The sequence below is a fragment of the Mumia sp. zg.B21 genome, from assembly GCF_019550855.1.
Lineage (GTDB): Bacteria > Actinomycetota > Actinomycetes > Propionibacteriales > Nocardioidaceae > Mumia.
Genome location: NZ_JAHWCJ010000001.1, coordinates 1148256 through 1170412, shown reverse-complemented (window position 1 = coordinate 1170412; position 22157 = coordinate 1148256). Strand labels below are relative to the sequence as shown.

18 protein-coding genes are annotated in these 22157 nt (G+C 71.3%); 9 read left to right on the top strand and 9 right to left on the bottom strand.

What is annotated here, in order from left to right; translation table 11 throughout:
- Positions 1-133 precede the first annotated feature (133 nt).
- Both KV100_RS05780 and KV100_RS05775 read left to right on the top strand, forming a co-directional pair.
- On the top strand, positions 134-787 hold the full coding sequence (locus KV100_RS05780; RefSeq protein ID WP_220341916.1) for a heme oxygenase (biliverdin-producing): 654 nt from the start codon (positions 134-136) through the stop codon (positions 785-787).
- Between the two features lie 77 nt (positions 788-864).
- A complete protein-coding gene (locus KV100_RS05775; RefSeq protein ID WP_220341915.1) occupies positions 865-2238 on the top strand; it encodes an NAD(P)H-quinone dehydrogenase in 1374 nt (457 codons plus the stop codon).
- Between the two features lie 89 nt (positions 2239-2327).
- On the opposite strand, the gene KV100_RS05770 is transcribed toward KV100_RS05775, so the two are convergent.
- The 4 genes from KV100_RS05770 to KV100_RS05755 form a co-directional block, all read right to left on the bottom strand.
- Entirely contained in the window at positions 2328-3245 is a 918-nt protein-coding gene (locus KV100_RS05770) for a DUF559 domain-containing protein (RefSeq protein WP_220341914.1), read from the bottom strand.
- Between the two features lie 152 nt (positions 3246-3397).
- A complete protein-coding gene (locus KV100_RS05765) occupies positions 3398-6775 on the bottom strand; it encodes a pyruvate carboxylase (protein WP_220341913.1) in 3378 nt (1125 codons plus the stop codon).
- 63 nt (positions 6776-6838) lie between these two features.
- The gene (locus KV100_RS05760) at positions 6839-7249 is read right to left on the bottom strand and encodes a universal stress protein (RefSeq protein WP_220341912.1); all 411 of its coding nucleotides are present in this window, start codon (positions 7247-7249) and stop codon (positions 6839-6841) included.
- Between the two features lie 42 nt (positions 7250-7291).
- Positions 7292-9073, bottom strand: a complete 1782-nt coding sequence (locus KV100_RS05755; protein WP_301022187.1) for a biotin carboxylase N-terminal domain-containing protein — start codon at positions 9071-9073, stop codon at positions 7292-7294.
- Positions 9074-9232: 159 nt separating this feature from the next.
- Between KV100_RS05755 and KV100_RS05750 the strand changes: the two genes are divergently transcribed.
- Both KV100_RS05750 and KV100_RS19900 read left to right on the top strand, forming a co-directional pair.
- Entirely contained in the window at positions 9233-9694 is a 462-nt protein-coding gene (locus KV100_RS05750) for a DNA-binding protein (protein WP_220341911.1), read from the top strand.
- Entirely contained in the window at positions 9687-10739 is a 1053-nt protein-coding gene (locus KV100_RS19900; RefSeq protein ID WP_220341910.1) for a serine/threonine-protein kinase, read from the top strand. Before KV100_RS05750 ends, KV100_RS19900 begins: the two co-directional genes overlap by 8 nt.
- 6 nt (positions 10740-10745) lie before the next feature.
- On the opposite strand, the gene KV100_RS05740 is transcribed toward KV100_RS19900, so the two are convergent.
- On the bottom strand, positions 10746-12140 hold the full coding sequence (locus KV100_RS05740; protein WP_220341909.1) for a hypothetical protein: 1395 nt from the start codon (positions 12138-12140) through the stop codon (positions 10746-10748).
- Positions 12141-12190: 50 nt separating this feature from the next.
- The gene (locus tag KV100_RS05735; RefSeq protein ID WP_220341908.1) at positions 12191-14233 is read right to left on the bottom strand and encodes a VWA domain-containing protein; all 2043 of its coding nucleotides are present in this window, start codon (positions 14231-14233) and stop codon (positions 12191-12193) included.
- A 195-nt stretch (positions 14234-14428) separates the two neighbouring features.
- Here KV100_RS05735 and KV100_RS05730 point away from each other — a divergent pair, with 195 nt between their 5' ends.
- Together KV100_RS05730 and KV100_RS05725 are read left to right on the top strand one after the other, a co-directional pair.
- A complete protein-coding gene (locus KV100_RS05730; protein WP_220341907.1) occupies positions 14429-15598 on the top strand; it encodes an acyl-CoA dehydrogenase family protein in 1170 nt (389 codons plus the stop codon).
- Between the two features lie 175 nt (positions 15599-15773).
- Positions 15774-17180, top strand: coding sequence for an HNH endonuclease signature motif containing protein (locus KV100_RS05725; protein ID WP_220341906.1), 1407 nt, complete (start codon positions 15774-15776; stop codon positions 17178-17180).
- A 47-nt stretch (positions 17181-17227) separates the two neighbouring features.
- Here KV100_RS05725 and KV100_RS05720 read toward each other — a convergent pair whose 3' ends face one another.
- From KV100_RS05720 to KV100_RS05710, 3 genes are all read right to left on the bottom strand, one after another.
- Positions 17228-17836, bottom strand: coding sequence for a nucleoside triphosphate pyrophosphatase (locus tag KV100_RS05720; protein ID WP_220341905.1), 609 nt, complete (start codon positions 17834-17836; stop codon positions 17228-17230).
- A 90-nt stretch (positions 17837-17926) separates the two neighbouring features.
- Entirely contained in the window at positions 17927-18157 is a 231-nt protein-coding gene (locus KV100_RS05715; RefSeq protein WP_220341904.1) for an acyl-CoA carboxylase subunit epsilon, read from the bottom strand.
- Positions 18154-19752, bottom strand: a complete 1599-nt coding sequence (locus KV100_RS05710) for an acyl-CoA carboxylase subunit beta (protein ID WP_301022205.1) — start codon at positions 19750-19752, stop codon at positions 18154-18156. Before KV100_RS05710 ends, KV100_RS05715 begins: the two co-directional genes overlap by 4 nt.
- A gap of 65 nt (positions 19753-19817) precedes the next feature.
- Between KV100_RS05710 and KV100_RS05705 the strand changes: the two genes are divergently transcribed.
- Genes KV100_RS05705 through KV100_RS20065 form a run of 3 tightly spaced genes read left to right on the top strand, consistent with a single transcriptional unit; the run spans position 19818 to position 22140 of the window.
- On the top strand, positions 19818-20651 hold the full coding sequence (locus KV100_RS05705) for a biotin--[acetyl-CoA-carboxylase] ligase (RefSeq protein WP_220341902.1): 834 nt from the start codon (positions 19818-19820) through the stop codon (positions 20649-20651).
- A 12-nt stretch (positions 20652-20663) separates the two neighbouring features.
- Positions 20664-21164 (top strand): PH domain-containing protein, encoded by a 501-nt coding sequence (locus KV100_RS20070; protein WP_220341901.1) that lies wholly within the window; start codon positions 20664-20666, stop codon positions 21162-21164.
- A gap of 1 nt (position 21165) precedes the next feature.
- Complete coding sequence (locus KV100_RS20065) at positions 21166-22140, top strand: adenylate/guanylate cyclase domain-containing protein (RefSeq protein WP_220341900.1); 975 nt, start codon at positions 21166-21168, stop codon at positions 22138-22140.
- Positions 22141-22157 lie beyond the last annotated feature (17 nt).

The following is a 22157-nucleotide window of genomic DNA, read 5'->3' as shown; positions in this document are numbered from 1 at the left end:
TCGCTAACCAGCCCCGGATAAGGTGACACATCGTCAGGTTGGTCCTGACGCGGCGTCTCCTCGATGATGACGCCGTGTCATATTGGTCCCCGGACATCCGTCCCGCTCGCGCCCATCTCGTGGAGGCCCCCCGATGACCGTCACTGCCACGCAGGAGACGACCGTTCCCAGCTCCGAGCTCTCCGCGCTGATGCGAGAAGGCTCCCGCGCCGAGCACACGTCGGCGGAGAACTCGACCTTCATGTCCGATCTCCTCGAGGGCCGCTCGTCGGTCGAGCGCTACACGGTCTTCCTGCGTCAGCTGGCCGTCGTCTACGAGGCGATCGAGTCGGTCGGCACGGTGCTCGCCGCCGACCCCGTCGGGTCGGCCGTCGTCGACGCCGCGGTGGAGCGGTCGGCCGCCATCGAGGCCGACCTCGTCTTCCTGGCCGGGGAGGACTGGCGCGACATCCCCGTCGGCCCCGCGGCCACGGCGTACGTGCAGCGGGTCCGTGAGACCCAGGACGATGCCGTGCGCTTCCTGGCGCACCACTACACGCGCTACCTCGGCGATCTGTCCGGCGGGCAGGCGATCGGCCGCATCCTCCAGCGCGAGTACGGCCTCGCCGAGGGTGGCGTGACGTTCTACGACTTCCCGCTCGTGCCGAAGCCCAAGCTGTACAAGGACGCCTACCGTGCGCGCCTCGACACCCTTCCCCTCGACGACGCTGCCAAGCAGCGCGTCGTCGACGAGGTCAAGGTCGCCTTCGCCCTCAACGAGGCGCTGTTCGCCGAGATGAGCGCCTGAGCGACGAGCGCCACATCGGCACGACGCGTGCGCACGCCGCCGCGTGCCGCTCGTCCGAGGTGCGAGACAATGACGGCGTGAATCGCGTCGTGATCGTCGGTGGTGGACCTGGTGGGTACGAGGCTGCGCTGGTCGCGGTACAGCTCGGGGCGGAGGTCACCGTCGTCGAGCGCGACGGGCTCGGCGGGTCGACCGTCCTCACCGACTGCGTCCCCAGCAAGACGCTGATCGCGACCTCCGACCTGATGACCGACGTGGCCGGTTCTGCCGAGCTCGGACTCGTCGGCGCCGGTTCGGAGTCGGTCGACCTCCGTAGGGTCAATCACCGGGTCAAGCGGCTCGCCCTCGCGCAGTCCGACGACATCCGGCGGCGCATCGAGCGGGAGAACGTCGAGGTCATCGCCGGCACCGCCCGTCTCGACGGGCCCGAGACGGTCCTCGTGGACCGCGCTGACGGTGGTTCGGAGGAGCTGCACTCGCAGGTGGTGCTGCTGGCGACCGGCGCCCACCCGCGGGTCGTGGACACCGCGATCCCCGACGGCGAGCGCATCCTGACCTGGGAGCAGGTCTACGAGCTCGACGAGCTGCCCGAGCACCTGGTCGTCGTCGGTTCCGGTGTCACGGGCGCCGAGTTCGCCGGCGCCTACAAGGCTCTGGGCTGCGAGGTCACGCTGGTCTCCAGCCGTGACCGCGTCCTCCCCGGCGAGGATCCGGACGCGGCCGTCGTCCTGGAGGAGGTCTTCACGCGGCGCGGCATGAACGTGCTGTCGCGCTCGCGGATGGAGTCGGTCGAGCGCAAGGGCGACCGCGTCCTCGTGCGTCTCACCGACGGCCGCGAGGTCGAGGGGTCGCACTGCCTGCTCGCTCTCGGGTCGATCCCCAACAGCGAGGGACTCGGGCTGGAGTCGGCAGGCGTCGGGGTCGACGCGGGCGGTTTCATCGAGGTCGACCGCGTCTCGCGGACCTCGGCCCGCGGGGTGTACGCCGCTGGAGACTGCACCGGTGTCCTCATGCTCGCCTCCGTCGCGGCCATGCAGGGACGGATCGCGATGGCGCACGCCCTCGGCGACGCCGTGCACCCCCTGCGTCTGCGGACTGTCGTCTCCAACGTGTTCACCGCGCCGGAGATCGCCACGGTCGGGGTGACGCAGAAGGAGATTGACGCCGGCGAGGTCGACGCCGAGTCGGTCACCCTGCGGCTGTCGGGCAACCCGCGCGCCAAGATGCAGGGCGTGCGCGACGGCTTCGTCAAGCTCTTCTGCCGGGCCGGCGGCGGCGCCGTGATCGGTGGCGTCGTGGTGGCGCCGCGTGCGTCGGAGCTCATCCACTCGGTGTCGCTCGCGGTCTCGACCGGACTCACGACCGACCAGGTCGCGAACGCGTTCACGGTCTATCCGTCGATGAGCGGCTCCGTCGCCGAGGCTGCCCGCCGCCTGCACCAGCCCCGCTGACCGCCCCGTCCCCGATTTGTGCAGCTGGTCCAGGAACTGTTGGCCCGATTCTGCGACCAACTGCACACAGCGCGGACGGGTACGAGGCGTCAGGCGAACCAACGGGTCCACATCGCGTTGAAGAGCGGTCGTGCGCCCTCGTACCCGTTGTCGCGCAAGGCCGTGTGGACGCGCCAGACGATCGCCTTCGGACTCCTGAGGTCGTCCTCGAGGACCACGACGACCGTCCAGCCGAGGCGTTCGAGGTTCTCGCGGCGCGTACGGTCCCGAGCGCGCTGCTGCTTCGAGCGCTCGTGCCACGCGCCGTCGTACTCCACGATCACCCGCCATCGCCAGTAGACGAGGTCGCACCGCGCGACGAACCTCTCGCACGCGTCGAGGATCTCCTGGTTGCACTCCGGCTCGGGGAGACGAGCGAAGACGAGCATCAGCCTGATCAGCGTCTCCATCGGTGATTCGGCCCGCTCCCGGACGTAGGCGAACGCGCGCCTGGCACGCACGACGCCGTCGAGGTGGCACCGGTCGAGGTACGACCGCAGCTGCGAACGTGACGTGTGTCCGCAGTGGATGAGGTGGTCGGCAGCCTGGACCAGCTCGACCAGACTGACGATCGTGGCGAGGTCGACGTACGTGCGGTCCGGCCCCGTGCACCCGATGTGATCTCTGACGGCCATCCGCAGCCGGCCACGTCGCCGGTGGAGACGGATCTCGTCGCGTCGGACCTGCGCTGTGGTGTTGGTGGAGAAGTGCAGCGGCAGCACCGATCGGACGCCGAGGCCCCAGAGGCGGAGGGCGCTGAGGTGGCTCGCGAGGGCGTCGTCGGGAAGGACGAGGAGCGCCGCCCTGACGAGGAGGGCAAACGACACGGGCAGGTCCGCCGCGACGTGGACGCCGCGGAAGAGCCGCCGGAACCGCGCGCCCGTCAGGTCCTGGGCGCTGAAGCCGAGAGTGCGTGCGGTCGCGTTGGTGAAGGGGCCGTCGCGCAGCTCCTCGGGCACGGGTTTCATGCCGGGAGCGTGGTGCCGCTAACGCGACTGAGGACACCCGATCTGTCGCCTGTGGAGATCCCGTCCCCGATTTGTGCAGTTGGTCCAGGAAGTCGGCAGGGGATTCCTTGATCAACTGCACAAATCGCGGACGGGACGGGACGGGGCGGGAGCTAGCCCAGGACGAGCAGCAGGTCGCCGCCCTCGGACTGGCGCGGGCCCTCGATCACCAGGCGCGACACCGTGCCGCCGTTGGGTGCGGTGATCGCGGCCTCCATCTTCATCGCCTCGATCGTCGCGACCTGCTGGCCGGGCTCGACGGTGTCACCGACCCCGACCGAGGGGGTCACGACGCCGTCGAACGGCACCGCGACCTGCAGCGGGTCGGCCGGGTCGGCCTTCTCGGCGGTCACGACGTCGCTGGACACCGAGCGGTCACGCACCGTCACCGGACGGAGCTGGCCGTTGAGCCGGCAGAGCACGTTGCGGAGCCCCCGCGCGTCCGCGTCGCTGATCGCCTCGAGCCCGAGGATCAGGGTCTTGCCCTCCTCGAGCGTCACCTCGACGTCAGCGCCGGGCCGCAACCCGTACCAGTACGCCTCGGTCGGCAGCACCGACACGTCGCCGAACTCTCCGCGCGCGTGCTCGAAGTCGCGCGTGGGTCCGGGGAAGAGCAGCCGGTTGAGCGTGGGCCGCGGGTCGGCCTCGAGACCGGCGCGGTCCTCCGGTCCCAGCTCCGTCTCGCCGATCTTGACCGTACGGCCCTCCAGCGCCTTGCTGCGGAAGGGCTCCGGCCATCCACCGGGCGGGTCGCCCAGCTCGCCCGCGAGGAAGCCGATCACCGAGTCCGGGATGTCGTAGGCCTGCGGGTTGTCGGCGAACTCCTTCGGGTCCGCGCCGACCGCGACGAGGTGCAGCGCGAGGTCGCCGACGACCTTCGAGCTCGGCGTCACCTTCACGATGTCGCCGAGGATGTCGTTGGCAGCGGCGTACATGTCCTCGATCTGCTCGAACCGGTCGCCGAGCCCCAGCGCGATCGCCTGCTGCCGCAGGTTGGAGAGCTGCCCGCCCGGGATCTCGTGGCGGTAGACGCGGCCGGTCGGCGAGGGCAGTCCCGCCTCGAACGGCGCGTACAGCTTGCGGACGGCCTCCCAGTACGGCTCGAGGTCACCGACCGCCTCGAGCGACAGGCCGGTCGGCGCCGTCGTGTGCTGCAGGCCCGCCACCAGCGCCGACATCGGCGGCTGCGACGTGGTCCCGGCCAACGATGCCGAGGCGGTGTCGACGGCGTCGACACCGGCGTCGATCGCGACCATCAGCGTGGCGAGCTGGCCGCCGGCGGTGTCGTGGGTGTGCAGGTGGACCGGCAGGTCGAAGCGCTCGCGCAGGGCGGTGACCAGACGCCAGCCGGCCGGCGCCCGCAGCAGCCCGGCCATGTCCTTGATCGCGAGCACGTGCGCGCCGGCGTCGACGATGCGTTCGGCGAGCCGCAGGTAGTAGTCGAGCGTGTAGATCGGCTCGTCCGGATCCATCAGGTCGCCGGTGTAGCAGAGCGCGACCTCCGCCACCGCCGTGCCGGTCGCGCGCACCGCGTCGATGGCGGGACGCATCTGCTCGACGTCGTTGAGTGCGTCGAAGATCCGGAACACGTCGATGCCGGTCGCGGTCGCCTCCGCGACGAAGGCGTCGGTGACCTCGGTCGGGTACGGCGTGTAGCCGACCGTGTTGCGTCCACGCAGCAGCATCTGGAGGCACACGTTGGGGATGGCCTCGCGCAGCTCCGCGAGACGCTGCCACGGGTCCTCCTTGAGGAACCGCAGCGCCACGTCGTACGTCGCGCCGCCCCAGGCCTCGATCGACCACAGCTGTGGCGTCGCCCGTGCGACGACCGGCGCCGCAGCGAGCAGGTCGAACGTACGGACCCGGGTGGCGAGCAGCGACTGGTGCGCGTCTCGGAACGTCGTGTCGGTGACCGCGACGTGAGTCTGCTCGCGCAGTGCCCGGGCGAACGCCTCGGGCCCGACCTCGAGCAGCTGCTGACGCGTGCCCGCCGGCGCCGCCGCGCCGAGGTCGACCGGCGGGAGCTTCTCGCGGGGATCGATCACGTCCGGCGCCGGGCCGTGCGGTCGGTTGACCGTCACGTCGGCGAGGTACGTGAGCAGCTTGGTGCCGCGGTCGGCAGACGGCAGCGTGTCGAGCAGCTCCGGGTGGCGGTCGATGAACGAGGTGGTGACACCGCCCGCGACGAACTCGGGGTTGCCCAGCAGCGCCTGGAGGAAGGTCAGGTTGGTCGTGACGCCGCGGATCCGGAACTCCGCGATCGCACGCCGCGCGCGCTCCACCGCGGCCTCGAAGGTGCGGCCCCGACAGGTGAGCTTGGTGAGGAGCGAGTCGAAGTAGGCGCCGATCTCGGTGCCGGAGTAGGTGGTGCCGCCGTCGAGGCGGACGCCCGCGCCGCCGGGGGAGCGGTACGTCGTGATCCGGCCGGTGTCCGGGCGGAAGCCGTTGGACGGGTCCTCGGTCGTGATCCGGCACTGCATGGCGACGCCCCGGACGGCGATCTCGTCCTGGCGGAGCCCGAGGTCGACCAGGGTCTCGCCGGCGGCGATCCGCAGCTGCGCCTGCACCAGGTCGACGTCGGTCACCTCCTCGGTGACGGTGTGCTCGACCTGGATGCGCGGGTTCATCTCGATGAAGACGTAGTTGCCCTGGGGGTCGAGGAGGAACTCGACCGTGCCGGCGCAGGTGTAGCCGATGGACCGGGCGAACGCGACGGCGTCGGCGCACATCCGGTCCCGGATCTCCGGGTCGAGCCGCGGGGCGGGGGCGATCTCGACGACCTTCTGGTGGCGCCGTTGGACCGAGCAGTCGCGCTCGAAGAGGTGGATCACGTCACCGGTCGCGTCGGCGAGGATCTGCACCTCGATGTGGCGCGGGTCGACCACGGCCTGCTCGATGAAGCAGGTCGGGTCGCCGAACGCGCCCTCTGCCTCCCGCATCGCGGCGTCGACCGCGTCGCGCAGCTCGGCCGGGTCCTCGACGCGCCGCATGCCGCGCCCGCCGCCACCCGCGACGGCCTTGACGAACAGCGGGTACGGGAGGGCCTCGGCGGCGGCGACCAGCTCGTCGCGGTCACGGCTGGGTGGCACGGACGCGAGCACCGGCACACCCGCCTCGCGTGCCGCCTCGATGGCTCGCGCCTTGTTGCCGGTGAGGCGCAGGACCTCCTCGGACGGGCCGACGAACGTGATGCCCGCCTGCGCGCAGGCGCTCGCGAGCGAGGGGTTCTCCGAGAGGAAGCCGTATCCCGGATAGACGGCGTCGGCCCCGGCGCGTACGGCCGTGGCGACGATCTCGTCAGGGTCGAGATAGCTGCGGACCGGGTGGCCCACCTCACCGATCTGGTAGGCCTCGTCGGCCTTCAGACGGTGCTCGGAGCCACGGTCCTCGTACGGGAAGACGGCGACGGTGCGGGCGCCGAGCTCGTAGGCGGCGCGGAAGGCGCGGATCGCGATCTCGCCGCGGTTGGCGACGAGGACCTTGCGGAACATGGGGGTACTCCGATCGAGCGCATCAGGTCCGGTCGGCCGCCGCGACGGTGGGGCGGCCGGCTCTCAAGGTACCGGGTGCTGTCCGGGCTTGGCCGCGAAGACCGGGACCGGCGCATCGAGCAGCAGCTTCTGGGCGACGCTGCTCATGATGAGCTTGCCGACGGGGGTGCGGTGGCGGATGCCGATCACCAGCAGCTCGGCGCCCTCGTCCTCGACGGCCTCGATGATGAGGTCGCCGATGCCGGGTCCGACGGGCTGCCGCAGGCGGTGGCCGGGGAGTCCGGCACCGGCCAACCGGTGCCGCAGCTGCTCGAGGTCGTACCCGTGGACGAAGTCGGGGTCCTCCTCGAACCGGGAGTGCTTCGCGACGTTGACCACGACGAGCCGTGCATCGTGGGAGCGAGCCCAGGCGATGCCGTGCTCGAGGGCGACCTCGCCGTACTCGTCAGGGGTGTAGGCAACCGCGATCGTCATGGGGAGCACCATGGCACAGCGCTCGGGTCCCTGTCTGCAACGTCAGTCCTTGATCTCGACCACAACGGCGCCGGCGGTGACCGTCTCGCCCGCGATCGCGACCAGCCCGGTGATGGTGCCGGCCTTGTGCGCGTTGAGAGGCTGCTCCATCTTCATCGCCTCGAGGACGACGACGAGCTCGCCCTCCGTGACGGCCTGCCCCTCCACGACCGCGACCTTGACGATCGTGCCCTGCATCGGGGAGACCAGCGCGTCACCACCGGCCGCGGCGCCAGCCTTCTTGCCGGCCGCCCGCTTCGGCTTCTTGGCGCCGGCTCCGGCGGCAGCACCGGCGGCACCGAGCCCCGCGGGAAGCACGACCTCGAGTCGCTTGCCGCCGACCTCGACGGTCACCGTTTCGCGCTCCTCCGCCTCAGGCGCCTCGCCGGCGGCACCGTCGTACGGCGGGATCGTGTTGTCGAACTCGGTCTCGATCCAGCTGGTGTAGACGCCGAACCCCTCGCCGTCACCGAGGTAGGCCGGGTCGTCGAGGACCCGGCGGTGGAACGGGACCACCGTCGGCATGCCGTCGACGCCGAACTCGTCGAGCGCGCGGCGCGACCGCTCGATGGCCTGCTCCCGGCTCGAGCCGGTCACGATGAGCTTGGCGATCAACGAGTCGAACGAGCCGGGGATCGTCTCGCCGACGACGTAGCCGGAGTCGACGCGTACGCCCGGGCCCGACGGGGGATCCCACGTCGTCAGGGTCCCCGGGGCGGGCAGGAAGTTGCGTCCGGCGTCCTCGGCGTTGATCCGGAACTCGATCGAGTGGCCGCGGATCTCCGGGTCGTCGTAGCCGAGCTCCTCGCCGGCGGCGATGCGGAACATCTCACGGACCAGGTCGAGGCCCGTGACCTCCTCCGAGACCGGGTGCTCGACCTGGAGGCGGGTGTTGACCTCGAGGAAGGAGATGGTGCCGTCGCGGGCCACGAGGAACTCGCACGTGCCCGCGCCGACGTAGCCGGCCTCGCGGAGGATCGCCTTCGACGAGGCGTACAGGCGCTCGATCTGGTCGTCGGTCAGGAACGGCGCGGGCGCCTCTTCGACGAGCTTCTGGTGACGGCGCTGCAGCGAGCAGTCGCGGGTGGAGACGACCACGACGTTGCCGTGCGCGTCGGCCAGGCACTGGGTCTCGACGTGACGCGGCTGGTCGAGGAACTTCTCGACCAGGCACTCGCCACGCCCGAAGGCCGTGACGGCCTCGCGGACGGCAGAGTCGTACTGCTCGGGGATCTCCTCGAGCGTGCGAGCGACCTTGAGACCGCGTCCGCCGCCGCCGAAGACCGCCTTGATCGCGACCGGGAGGCCGTGCTCCTTGGCGAAGGCGACGACCTCGTCGGCGTCGGCGACCGGGTCTTTGGTCCCCGGTGCCAGGGGGGCATCGGCCCGCGCAGCGATGTGCTTGGCCTTGGCCTTGTCGCCGAGGGCTTCGATGGCGTGCGGCGGGGGGCCGATCCAGATCAGCCCGGCGTCGATGACGGCCTGCGCGAACGCCGCGTTCTCGGCGAGGAACCCGTAGCCGGGGTGCACGCTGTCGGCGCCGCTGCGCTGCGCGACGTCCAGGATCTTGTCGATCGACAGGTAGGTGTCGGCGGGGGTGGCGCCACCCAGCGCGTACGCCTCGTCGGCGAGCCGGACGAACAGCGCGTCACGGTCGGCGTCGGCGTACACCGCGACGCTGCCGATCCCCGCGTCCTTGCAGGCGCGGACGACGCGGACCGCGATCTCGCCACGGTTGGCGATGAGGACCTTGGTCAGCGGCCGGATGCCTTCGTTGTTGCTCACAGGTCTGCTCCTCGACGTGCCTGGGGGCTGCGTGCCGAGTCTAAGCGGCACCCTGACGGTTGCCGTCAGGTGCTCGGGGACTGAGCAGGAGCGGCCCGCTCACGACCCGCCTGCCGTCGCTCTCGGAGGGCGCTCGCTGCGGATAGGGTGAAGGCCGTCATGACGAGTCCCGAGATCGACGCGAACACCCGCGCGCAGGCCGAGCTGTACGGCGAGCCGCTCGGGATCATCGTGCGCCGGTGCGTCCAGACGTTCGGGGTCACGCAGGCGCGCATGGCGTCGTTGCTGGGCATCTCGGCGCCCATGCTCTCGCAGCTGGTCAACGGTCACCGCGTCAAGATCGGCAACCCGGCGGCGGTGGCCAGGCTGCAGGCCGCGTACGACATCGCGGGCCGCGTCACGCGCGGCGAGACCACGTCCGAGGAGGGCCTGGCCGAGCTGGAGCGCGAGGTAGCGGGAGGGGTCGTCACGCACCGCAGCACCGAGGCCGCTGTGCTGCGGACCGTGCTGAGCGTCGCGGGCGATCCCGACGAGTACGAGGCCGCGGCGCTGCTGCTCGACGCCGACCACCCGCTGATCGCCCAGCTCCTCCGTCAGTACGGGGGCCACGGGCGTGGGTGAGGTGTTCGCCGGCCGGTACGAGCTCCTGGAGCCGATCGGTGCCGGTGGCATGGGGACGGTGTGGCTGGTCCACGACCGTCGGGACGACCAGCTCCGGGCGGCCAAGCTCGTCCGTCAGGTCGACGCGTCGCTGCTGCTGCGGTTCATCCGCGAGCTGAGCACCCGGATCGAGCACCCGCACACGGTCGTGCCGCGGGGCTGGGCCGGCGAGGACGACACGGTGCTGTTCACGATGGACGTCGTACGGGGCGGGTCGGTGCACCACCTGATCGAGGACTTCGGGGCCCTCCCAGCGCCCTGGGCCGCATGCTTGCTCGACCAGCTGCTCGACGCGCTCGAGGCCGTCCACCGGGCCGGCGTCGTGCATCGTGACGTCAAGCCCGCCAACCTCCTGCTGGAGCCGACCGGCCGCGGCCGGCCGTACCTGCGACTGAGCGACTTCGGGGTGGCGGTGCCCCTGCACGAGCCCCGGATGACCGCCCCGGCGATCGTCCTCGGCACCCGCGGCTACCGCGCGCCCGAGAGCGCGGTCGGGGCCGACCCGCTGCCTGTGCAGGACCTCTACGGCGCCGGTGTGGTCCTGGCGGAGATGCTGACCGGCGAGCGGCCCGAGGACGGCCGCGCCCTGCCGTCGGCGCCGCCGCCCGGGGTCGACCGACGGCTGTGGGACCTCGCGCGGGGCCTGGCGGCGCCCGACCCGGCGCGCAGGCCGCCGAGCGCGGCGCGGGCACGCAGGATGCTGCACGACACGGGCCTCGTCCCTCCGGCCGGTGCAGCGCCCGGCGACGACGGAGCGGAGATCGAGGTCTTCGAGCACGTGCGGCTGCACGGGACCGACGCGGCCCCCGCACTCCGCGCTGTCCCCCTGCCGCCGACGGCGCCCGAGCCGCTGCCCTCTCCGTCCCCGTCGCCGGGTCTTCCACCGGGCCTTCCGCGACCGCCGGCGTCCACCCGGCGGCCGAGCCCGCTGGCCGCGTTCGGCCTGCTGAGCGTCGGCGCCGGGGGACTCGTCATCGTGCTGGCGATCCTCATGCTGCTCGGCTGAGCGCCGTCACCAGCCGTCGCCGGGCCGTTCGCCCCGGCCCGCCGGCGGCGGGCCGTACGGAGCCTGCTGCCCGCCGTACGGCTGCGGGTAGTCCTGCGGTGCGTCGGGCGGGGTGTAGCCGCCGTACGGGGTGGCCTCCGCGCGTGCGCCGGCCGCGCGCCGTCGTGCGATCAGCACCGCTGCCACACCAGCGAGGACGAGAAGCACCCCGAGGCCGACGAGCACCCACGTGAGCCAGCCCGAGGAGCCGCCGTCGAGGTCCGGGCCGATGACGGCCGCCTGGTCGCCGAGGTCGGGGGTGCCTGACACCTCGCCGTTGACGGCGACGCCGAGCGTGAAGCCGAGGTCGGCTCCGGCGGCGCCGGAGCCCTCCTCGACGGGCGGTGCCGCGACGACCACGTAGTACGGGCCGGCGGACGAGACCGCCGTCGCTGTGCCGTAGGAGTTCTCGCGGGCGTTGTAGAGCACGAACGGCGTGGTGGAGCGCAGCTCGGGCGAGGAGTACTCGTTGAGGCGACCGTACGTGTACGAGATGCTGTCGGTCGCGACCGCCCGCGACGGCGCGTACGTCACGAGGCTGGTCTGGACGTCCTCCCCGTCGAAGGACGTGGCCTGCGCCGCCGTGACCGGGGCGAACTGCGCGACGGTGTCGAGGCTCTGTCCCCAGTCGAGGTCCACCCGGTAGATCTGGGTCTCGCCCGGGCTGATGGTGCCCTCGTAGGCCCCCGGGTCCAGGGAGACAGCCTCGTCGAACGACACTCCGCCGGCCGGGAGCTCCTCGGGATCGGACAGCGGCGGCTTCTTCTCGGGCAGCTCGGCGGACTTCGTGGGGAGCTGCTCGGCATCCTTGGCCGTCGGCTCCTCCACCACCCGGATCTCGAGCGTCTCGTCCGTCTGCTCCTCGCTGCCCTCGGACACCTCGCGCGTGACGCTGAAGGTGATGGCGTCACCGTCGACGCACTCGTCCGAGTCGCCGGACCCCGCGGCGGCGCTGGCCACGACGATCGGCTGGTGCCCTCCTCCTGCCGAGGAGGAGTCGCCCTTGCCGCAGCTCGTGTTGCCCGCGAACGCCTCGACCGTGACCTTGTGCTTGGCGGTCGGCGCCCCGGACGGCGCTGCTGCGGCGAAGCGGACGGTCGAGCCGTCGACGGTCCGCTTGACCGTGTACCAGCGTTGGCCCTCTGCGGTGCCGGTGAGGCCGATGGTGTCCTTCCAGTCACCCGCCTCGAGCCCGGTCGCGTCGCCGGCGCTGGCGCCGCCGTCGACCGACTTCCCGGCCGGCTCGTACGTCGCCGCGTCGTCGGCCGCGGCCGGCAAGGGCGTGGTGAGGACGACGGTCGCGGTCAGTGCCGCGGCTGCGACGAGGACTGGGGTCCGGAGAGGGAGTGCGTGTCGGTGCACGGTGGTCCTTTCGTGGATCTCGAGCGGGGAGAGGGCGGTCAGGCAGGTCTTCACTGGTACGGGCTCGCGCCGCCCGGCCCCTCCCAGGGCTGGTAGGCCGGCGGAGCCTGCTCCGCCGACTGGCGTCGCCGGCGACGGACGACGAGCAGGGCGGCGACACCGCCCAGGACCAGGACGGCTCCTGCCCCGGCCAGGGCGAACGGGAGCCAGCCGGCGCCGTCGTCGGAGTCTGTCGCCGAGCTCGCGGACGTGTCGCTCGCGTCGGCCTCGCCGGAGTCGTCGTCGCCGGGGTCGACCGTCTCGCTCGTCTCGCCGCCGAACTGCGGCGCCTCGCCGTCGTACTCCGGCACGCCCTTGCGCTCCCCGTTGCGGGCGAGGCCGAGGGTGAACCCGAGCTCGACACCTGCCGCTGCGCCCTCGACGGTCCCGCCGTTCTCGCCGGCGACGCCGAGGACGAGGTAGTACGGTCCGGCGATCGAGGCCGCGGCATTGCCGTCGGCGGTCGAGCGGCGCTCGTTGTAGGTCACCACCGGGGTCACCGCGGCCAGCTCGGGCGACGAGAAGTCCGTGAGCCTGCCCCGAGAGTCGGAGACGAACGGTGCTCGCGCGATGGCGCGCCCGGGGGAGAACGTCCACAGCGTGGTGTTGAGGTCGACGTCGCCCAGAGCCTGCTTCTGGGTGTCGGTGATCGGGTCGAACTGGATCACCGAGGACAGGCTCTGGCCCCAGTCGAGGTCGATGCGGAAGATCTGGGTCTCGCCGGGCACGATCGACCCTCGGAAAGCGCCGGGGTCGAGCGGCGCCGCGTCGCCGAAGGAGACTCCGCCGGTCGGGAGCGGGGTCGGGTCGGACATCGAGGGCACGTCCTCGGACGCCTTCGGGGCCGAGGCGGGCAGGCTGGCGGCGTTGGCCGCGGGCGGCTCCTCGATGATGCGGATCTCGACGAGCTCCTCCGTACGCCGTGACACGTCGCCGGACTGCTTGCCACGGGTCACGTTGAAGGTGATCTCGGAGCCGTCCTTGCACTCGTCGTTGTAGTCGCGGTTGCCGGGGACGGCCTCGGTCGCGACCAGGATCGGCTGGTAGCCGGTGCCCGCCTGTGAGTCCGCGCCGGTGCCGCAGTCCTCGCTCCCGACGAACGTCTCGACGTACAGGCCGTCGTCGACCTCGTACCCTCCGGTCGGACCGGCGATCGCGGCGGAGACCCGCACCGTCGACCCTGGGATCGTGCGGGTGAACCGGAACCAGCGCTGCCCCGGGACCGTGTGCTGCGGACCGAGGACGTCGCGCCAGTCGCCGGTGGTGATCGTAGTGGCGTTCGCGGCGTCGGGGCCGCCGGTGATCGGGGTGCCGATCGCGGTCCACGGGCGCGCGGCGCGGACGGCCGCCGTGTCGAGCGCACCGGACAGCTCGCCGGCGTCCTCGGCGTCGTAGTAGCGGCCGTTGCCGGCCTCGGCGATGCAGCGCAGCTGCTTGCGGGTCTTGGCGTCGACGGACAGGCCGACGACGTCGACGGTGAGGTCGATGCCTTGCTTGGAGATGCGCGCGGCGACCTTGCACGGGTCGGGAGCGCAGGTGGACTCCCCGTCCGAGACGAGGACGATCGATCGCCGCCCTTCGTCGCCGAGGTCGCGTGCGGCCTCGAGCAGCGCCGTGCCGATCGGCGTCTCACCGTACGGCTTGTAGGCGCTGATCGCGGCACGCAGCGCGTCGCGGTTGTCGGTGCCGGGGTCGACGACCTTCTGGGTGTCGGTGCAGGCGCCCTTGTCGTTGCGCGAGAAGACCGTCGCGCCGAAGACACGCATCCCGACGTCCTGGGAGTCGGACAGCTTGTCGACGACGCTCTCGAGGGCGGTCCGGGCTGCCTCGATCTTCGTCGCGCCGTCTCCCGCCTTCTCCTTCATCGACCCCGAGGAGTCGAGAACCAGCATCATCCGTCCCGTGTCGTCGGCGTCGGCAGATGCCAGCGCCGGGGCGGAGGACGAGACGGCGGAGGCGCCGGTGGCAAGAGCCGTGGAGGCGATGAGAGCGCCACCGAGGACGGTCGTGGCGATGCTGGCTGTGCGGCGGGCCAGGACGTGGGGGAGTCGCACGGGGTTCCTCTCGGAGGGGCGGCCGGGGAGGCGCAGAGGCGATATTTGCGATTGCGAACACGACCATATGTTTGCGATTGCGAACACGTCAAGTCTCGGAGGAAGCATTCCATGCTCCGAGACGACCCCCTTGCGGTGGTCGGTGCGCGGACGACGACACTTCCTCGTCAGGTTAACGACTGTTAACATCGGCGGATGGCGTACAGCACCCTCTCCGCAGAGCACGAGGCCTTCCGCAAGGTCGTCCGCGACTTCGCCCAGGCCGAGATCGCCCCGCACGTGGCGCAGTGGGACAAGGACCACCACTTCCCGGTGGACCTCGTCACGACGATGGGCGAGCTCGGACTCTTCGGGCTCACGGCCCCGGAGGAGTACGGAGGCTCGGGCGGCGACTTCACCAGCCTCTGCGTCGCCATCGAGGAGCTCGGTCGTGTCGACCAGTCGATCGGCATCACGCTCGAGGCCGCGGTGGGGCTCGGCATCAACCCGATCCTCACGTACGGCACGGAGGCGCAGAAGGCGCAGTGGCTCCCTGACCTCGTCGAGGGGCGGGCGCTCGCCGGGTTCGGGCTCACCGAGCCTGGCGCGGGGTCGGATGCGGGCGCCACCGCCACCAAGGCCACTCTCGAGGCCGGGGAGTGGGTGATCGACGGCGCCAAGCAGTTCATCACCAACTCCGGTTCGGCGATCACCTCCGTGGTCACGGTGACCGCCCGTACGGGCGTCCGTGACGGCGGCCGGCCCGAGATCTCGACGATCATGGTGCCCGCCGGCACGCCCGGCTTCGTCGCCGAGCCCGGCTACGACAAGCTCGGCTGGCACATCTCCGACACGCACCCGCTCACGTTCACCGGCTGCCGCGTGCCGGAGGAGAACCTCCTCGGCGAGCGTGGCCGGGGCTATGCGCAGTTCCTCGCCACTCTCGACGACGGACGCATCGCGATCGCCGCGCTCGCGGTCGGGTGCATCGAAGCCTGTCTCGATCTCGCCCGCGAGTACGCGCTCGACCGCCAGACCTTCGGTGGTCCGATCGGACGCAAGCAGGGTGTCGCGTTCCAGATCGCCGACCTCGCCGTGGCTGCCCGGGCGGCGCGTGCGCTGACGTACGAGGCGGCGGCGATGAAGGACGCCGGTGTCGGCGGGCAGGAGCTGAAGCAAGCCGCCTCGATCGCCAAGCTGTACGCGACCGAGCAGGCCGTCACCGCGACGCGGATCGCGACGCAGGTGTTCGGCGGGTACGGCTTCATGGAGGAGTATCCGGTCGCCCGTTTCTACCGTGACGCCAAGATCCTGGAGATCGGTGAGGGTACGTCGGAGGTCCAGCGCATGCTCATCGCGCGTGGGCTCGGGCTGCCCGTCGAGTAGCCACGCGGTCTCGCCACGGGGCGGATCGCGTTGTTCATCTGCACGCGTCGGCGGGTGGCGTCGGCGTGTCTCCTGGGTGCGTCGACACGAGCCATCCTGCCGAACGATGACCGGACGAGAAGAGTCCAGGTCGCGCGATCGAGACCTGTCAGTGGGCACCGTTAGAGTCGTATGTATGTTCGATACCGAGGTGCTGGCCAGGCTGGAGGTGATGCTCGACGCGCTCGCCGACCTACCTGTCGCCTCGGCCTCGGATGCTCAGACGTGCGAGACGCTCCGACGGCTCGCACACGCTGCCGACCGGCTCGCCGGTCTCCAGGCGGTGTGGCTGGACCAGATGCAGGAGCGGGCGGCGTACGAGGCGGAGGGCGCCTCGTCGACGGCCGGGTGGGCACGTCGAGAGCTGCGCTGGGACGTCCGGCAGTCGCGAGCGGCGATCGCCGCGGGACGGACGCTGCGCGTGCTGCCCGCGGTCGGCGCCGCGCACCGCGCGGGAGAGATCCGCCGGGCACACGTGGACGCGTTCACGGTTGCGCTCAAGAAGGCCGATCGTGAGGTCGTCGAGGCGGCCGAGGACGTCATGCTCGACGTCGCCCGCGTGTGCGAGCCGGGCGAGCTGACGGCACAGCTGACGATGCTCGTGGAGGTAGCGCACCCCGAAGACCTTGACCGTGCCTACGTCGCCGGGATGGACAAGCACGATCTGACGATTGCACGGTGTGGAGAGGGCTATCACGTCAACGGGTTCCTGGACGCCGTCAACGGCACGCGCCTGCGGACCTGGCTGACGGCGGCGTCGGCGCCGCGAGGGACCGAGGACGACCGGACCCCGGCCCAGCGACGCGTCGACGCGGTCGGCGATCTTGCTGCTGCAGCGCTGGAGCACGGCCTGCTCTCCGATCGCGGCGTCCGCCCGCAGGTCAACGTGATGGTGGACGCCGCCTGGCTGGCAGGCCTGCCCGGGGCGGAGCCGCCGGTCCTCACGGGCTGGGGGCCGGTGGGGCCTGGACTGTTCGACTACCTCGCCTGCGGTGCGGACCGCACCGACGTGCTCGTCGCGGGAGTCACCTCGTCCACGACGCCGCAGGCCGACATCCTCAACGTCGGGCGCACCCACCGGCTGGCGACCTACAAACAGCGGCAGGCCGTTCTCGCGCGTCAGGGTGGGGTCTGTGCCAACCCGGCGTGCGGCGGCACCCACCTCGAGGTCCACCACGTCGCGTGGTGGGACCGGGACGGCGGCCGGACCGACCTCGACAACCTTGCCGGACTGTGTCCTCGCTGCCACCAGCTCGTCCACGCCGGCAAGCTCTGGGTCGAGGCCGACGGCCAGAGAGGGTTCGTCTTCAGCCGCCGCAAGGGAGCGAGGATCCTCGAGATCGAGGACCACCACCGCGTCCAGCGTCAGCGGTTGAGCGCGCGCCTTCGTGGCCTCCGCGAGACGAGGGACGCCCCTGTCGCGCCGCCGGCGCCCCCTCCCGCCCGCGAGCCTGTCCGGGCGCGTCGCTGCTCCCGTCCCCGAGCGGACCCGCTCTCACGGATCGAGAGCCATCTCGATCGACTCCTCCGGCTGAGGACCTGAGCGGCGACCGTCCGTGCCCGCGTGCACCCACGCGTGCGCTCGCCAGGTCAGCCGCGCGACGCGTCCCAGAGGTCGGTCCACCGGACACCGAGTCCGGCGAGCATCCTGCGCAGGAGCGGGAGCGACAATCCGACGACGTTGTGGTGGTCGCCCTCGATCCGCTCGACGAACGGGCCGCCCAGCCCGTCCACCGTGAAGGCTCCAGCGACCTGCAGCGGCTCGCCGGTCGCGACGTACGCCTCGATCTCCGCGTCGTCGAGGTCGGCGAAGTGCACGGTCGTCGCGCCGTCGTCGGAGATCTCGCGCTCCCCGAGCCGCACGCAGTGTCCCGTGTGGAGGACCCCGGAACGGCCGCGCATCGCCCGCCAGCGTTCGATCGCGGTCTGCGGGTCGGACGGCTTGCCGAGGATCTCCCCGTCGAACGCCAGCACCGAGTCACAACCGATCACGAGGGTGTCGTCCGGGCTCGTGAGCCGGTGGGACACCGCCCGGCACTTCAGCCGCGCGAGCTCGGTGGCCACGACCACCGGGTCGTCGGACACGACGACCGACTCGTCGACTCCGGAGACGATCACGTCCGGCTCCAGGCCGGCGCTGCGCAGGGTCGCGAGACGGGCGGGGGACTGCGAGGCGAGGACGAGGCGTGGTCGAGTCACGCGGGCCAGCGTACGGCTCCGGATCGGCCGTACGGGTGGGCGGACACGGCTCGTACCCCTCGCCGCGTGATGCAGGGTCGGGAACGCGTTCTAGCGCGCGAAGGCCGACCTGCGCCACCCGTCGTGCCCGTGGGCGTGCGGCGGGCGCGTGGCGAGCGAGGGATCTCCCCACGCGGATCGCCGCGTCGGAGGAGCCAGCTCCGAGGCGGCTCCGTGTGCGGCGACGACGGCGACGAGCGCCGCGAGCTCCTCCGGCGACGGGTCACCCTTGACGACCCGCAGCAGCGGCGCTGCGGCGGTGTCCTCTTGCCCGGTGCTCACAGCGGGATGTTCCCGTGCTTCTTGGGCGGCAGCGTCTCGCGCTTGCTGCGCAGGAGCCGCAGCGCACGCACGATCTCGATGCGGGTCTCGTGCGGCTGGACGACCTGGTCGACGTAGCCGCGCTCGGCGGCGACGTAGGGGTTCGCCAGCGTCTGCTCGTACGCGTCGATCAGCTCCGCACGCTTCGACTCGGGGTCGTCGGCCGCGGCGAGCGTCTTGCGGTGCAGGATGTTGACCGCGCCCTGCGCGCCCATGACGGCGATCTGGGCGGTCGGCCACGCGATGTTGAGGTCGGCGCCGAGGTGCTTGGAGCCCATGACGTCGTAGGCGCCGCCGTAGGCCTTGCGGGTGATCACCGTGACCAACGGGACGGTCGCCTCGGCGTAGGCGTAGATGAGCTTGGCGCCCCGGCGGATGATGCCGTTCCACTCCTGGTCGGTCCCGGGGAGGAAGCCCGGCACGTCGACGAAGGTCAAGACCGGCACGTTGAACGCGTCGCACGTGCGGACGAAGCGCGCGGCCTTCTCGGACGCGTCGATGTCGAGCGTGCCGGCGAACTGCATCGGCTGGTTCGCGACGATGCCCACGCTGCGCCCTTCGACCCGGCCGAAGCCGATGAGGATGTTGGGCGCGAACAACGGCTGGACCTCGAGGAAGTCGCCGTCGTCGAGGACGGACTCGATCACCGTGTGCATGTCGTACGGCTGGTTGGTCGAGTCGGGGATGAGCGTGTCCAGCGCGCGGTCGACGTCACTGATCTCGAGGTCGGCAAGGCCGTCGTACGCCGGCGCGTCCTCCATGTTGTTCTGCGGGAGGAAGGAGAGGAGCCCCTTGACGTACTCGATCGCGTCCTCCTCGTCGGCGCCCATGTAGTGGGCGTTGCCCGACTTGGTGTTGTGCGTACGGGCGCCGCCGAGCTCCTCCATCGTCACGTCCTCGCCGGTGACGGTCTTGATCACGTCGGGGCCGGTGATGAACATGTTGGAGGTGCCGTCGACCATCACGGTGAAGTCGGTGACGGCGGGGGAGTAGACGTGACCGCCCGCGCAGGACCCCATGATCAGGCTGATCTGCGGGATGACCCCTGAGGCGTGCACGTTGCGCCGGAAGATCTCGCCGTACAGGCCGAGGGAGACGACCCCCTCCTGGATGCGCGCGCCGGCGCCCTCGTTGATGCCCACGATGGGGGAGCCGGTCTTGATCGCGAGGTCCATGATCTTGGTGATCTTCTCGCCGTAGACCTCACCGAGGCTGCCGCCGAAGACGGTGAAGTCCTGGGAGAACACGCACACCTGACGGCCGTCGACCGTGCCGTAGCCGGTGATCACGCCGTCGCCGTAGGGGCGGTTCTTCTCGAGACCGAACGCCGTCGAGCGGTGCCGCGCCAGCTCGTCGATCTCGACGAAGGAGCCCTCGTCGAACAGCATCTCGATCCGCTCGCGGGCCGTCTGGCGTCCCTTGGCGTGCTGCTTCTCGACGGCCTTCGCCGACCCGGCGTGCACCGCCTCGTCCAGGCGCCGGTCGAGGTCGGCCAGCTTGCCGGCGGTGGTGTGCGTGTCGATCTGACCCGGTTCAGGTGCCACTGCTTCGCTCACGCGCTCAGGGTAGCCGTCGGTCCGCTCGCCCCGACGAGGGGCGCGGATCATGGGACAGTGGGGACATGAGCGACTCACCGCCAGCCGACTCTCCTCTCGCCCGCCGTCCACTCGACGCCGCCGGTCTCGAGCAGGCCCTGATCCGACCGACGTCGTGGTGGCAGGAGGTGCGCGTGGTCCCCGAGACCGCCAGCACCAACGCCGACCTCGCCCGGCTGGCCCGGGAGGGCGCGCCGGAAGGCACGCTGCTGACCACCGACCACCAGACGGCAGGGCGTGGACGGCTCGACCGGACCTGGGAGATGCCGCGCTACTCCGCGCTGGCCGTCTCGGTCCTCGTACGCCCGCGCATCGACGGCTACCGATGGACGTGGCTCCCCCTGCTGACCGGCGCCGCCGTGGTCGCCACCGTGCGTCAGGCGGGGGTCGTCGCCCAGCTGAAGTGGCCCAACGACGTCGTCGTCGAGGACCGCAAGCTCGCCGGCATCCTCGTCGAGCGGGTCGACACCCCGACCGGGCCGGCCGCGGTCGTCGGGTGCGGGATCAACGTGTCGACGACCCCTGAGGAGATCGGTGTCCCGAACGCGACCTCGCTGACCAACGAAGGCTCACCGACGGCGGAGAGGACCGGGCTGCTGAGCGGCTTCGCCGCCGCCTTCGAGGCCCTGTACGTGCCATGGGCCGACGCCGGCGGCGATCCCGACATCGGCATCCGGCAGGCGTACGAGCGGAGCAGCGCGACCCTCGGACGCGAGGTGTCGGTGGAGCTTCCCGACGGCCAGCGGATCGAGGGCGAGGCCGTCGGACTCGACGACAGCGGCCGGCTGGAGATCTCGGTGAACGGCGAGGTGACCACAGTCAGTGCCGGAGACATCACGCATCTGCGGTCCCGGGCATGACACCATGACCCCGTGGGTGTCTCCAAGAAGCTGTTGATCGGCGGCGAGAACGAGGTCCTGACGGTCAGGACACACGTCAAGGCGCTGTTCGGCGCCGTCTTCGTCCTCGTGGTCGCTGCCGCTGCCGGTGGGTTCGGAGCGGCGGTCACGGTCGGGCCCGTGCGCTCGGTCGTCGTGGTGGTCGCGCTGCTCGTCGTCCTGATGTGGGTGGTCCTCCCGTTCCTGGGCTGGTTCACCTGGACGTGGACCGTGACCAATCGACGTCTCATCGAGCAGCGCGGCATCCTCACCCGCACCGGTCGGATCATCCCGCTCAACCGCATCAACGACGTCTCGTTCGAGAAGCAGCTCACCGACCGCCTGCTGGGGTGCGGGACGCTGATCGTCCACGCCGCCAGTGAGCAGGACGGCCTGCGTATCCGCGACGTCCCTCACATCGAGGACGTCCACCGGCAGCTCAGCTCCCTCGTGTTCGAGGCGCACCAGCCGATGACGAGCGACGAGCAGATCTGACGTGCCCGACGACCTCGCCCGCGCCATCCTCGGTGCGGATCCCATCTTCAGCAGCGACGAGGTCGCCGCGGCAGCAGGAGTCTCGTACGAGGAGGCGAGACGACTCTGGCGAGCGCTCGGGTTCCCCGACTCGGCCGACGCCAAGGCCTTCGTCCCTGCCGACCTCGACGCGCTGAAGACGGTACGCGCCGTCGTTGCCTCGGGGGTGCTCGACGACGACACGGTCGTCCGGTTGACCCGCGCCCTCGGTTCGACCATGTCGCGCCTCGCCGAGTGGCAGGTGTCGACCCTCGCCGAGGTCCTCGAGCGGCGCAACCAGTCCGAGGAGGACCGTCGGCGGTGGCCATCGTCGGGTCGTTCGGTGGCGGAGACGATGGGGCCGGTGTTCGAGCGCCTGCTGGTGTACTCGTGGCGCCGGCACCTGGCCGCGTCGGCGACGCGCGCGGAGGCGCTGGCCGCCGACGAGGAGGACGTGCTCCGGATGGTCGTCACCGTCGGCTTCGCCGACCTGGTGGCGTTCACCAAGCTGTCGAACGGGCTTGACGACGACGGCCTGGCCGATCTGGTCGAGGAGTTCGAGACACGCTGCATCGACCTCGTCACCGAGGGCGGCGGTCGGCCGATCAAGACTCTCGGCGACTCCGTCCTCTATCTCGCGGAGTCCCCCGAGGTCGCGGCCGACATCGCCTTCTCCATCGTGGCCGAGATCGGTGGCGACAAGAACCTGCCCGACGTGCGCGTCGGTCTGGGGACGGGGCCGGTGATCTCGCGGCTCGGAGACGTGTACGGTCCACCGGTCAACCTCGCCGCGCGGCTCACCGGTGTCGCCCGCCGCAACCGTGTGATCATCGACGCGGCGACCGCCGAGGGCCTCGGGGACAGGTTCGAGACCCGGGCGATGGCCCAGCGCAACCTGCGGGGATTCGGCAACGTCGAGCCGCTCACGGTGCGGCACCGCTGGTCCTACAACGGCTGAGGGTCTCCCACGAGAGC

Coding starts and splice junctions, on each gene's coding strand:
- KV100_RS05780 (WP_220341916.1), top strand. CDS start 134: ATGACCGTCACTGCCACGCAGGAGACGACCGTTCCCAGCTCCGAGCTC.
- KV100_RS05770 (WP_220341914.1), bottom strand. CDS start 3,245: ATGAAACCCGTGCCCGAGGAGCTGCGCGACGGCCCCTTCACCAACGCG.
- KV100_RS05765 (WP_220341913.1), bottom strand. CDS start 6,775: ATGTTCCGCAAGGTCCTCGTCGCCAACCGCGGCGAGATCGCGATCCGC.
- KV100_RS05760 (WP_220341912.1), bottom strand. CDS start 7,249: ATGACGATCGCGGTTGCCTACACCCCTGACGAGTACGGCGAGGTCGCC.
- KV100_RS05750 (WP_220341911.1), top strand. CDS start 9,233: ATGACGAGTCCCGAGATCGACGCGAACACCCGCGCGCAGGCCGAGCTG.
- KV100_RS05730 (WP_220341907.1), top strand. CDS start 14,429: ATGGCGTACAGCACCCTCTCCGCAGAGCACGAGGCCTTCCGCAAGGTC.
- KV100_RS05725 (WP_220341906.1), top strand. CDS start 15,774: ATGTTCGATACCGAGGTGCTGGCCAGGCTGGAGGTGATGCTCGACGCG.
- KV100_RS05705 (WP_220341902.1), top strand. CDS start 19,818: ATGAGCGACTCACCGCCAGCCGACTCTCCTCTCGCCCGCCGTCCACTC.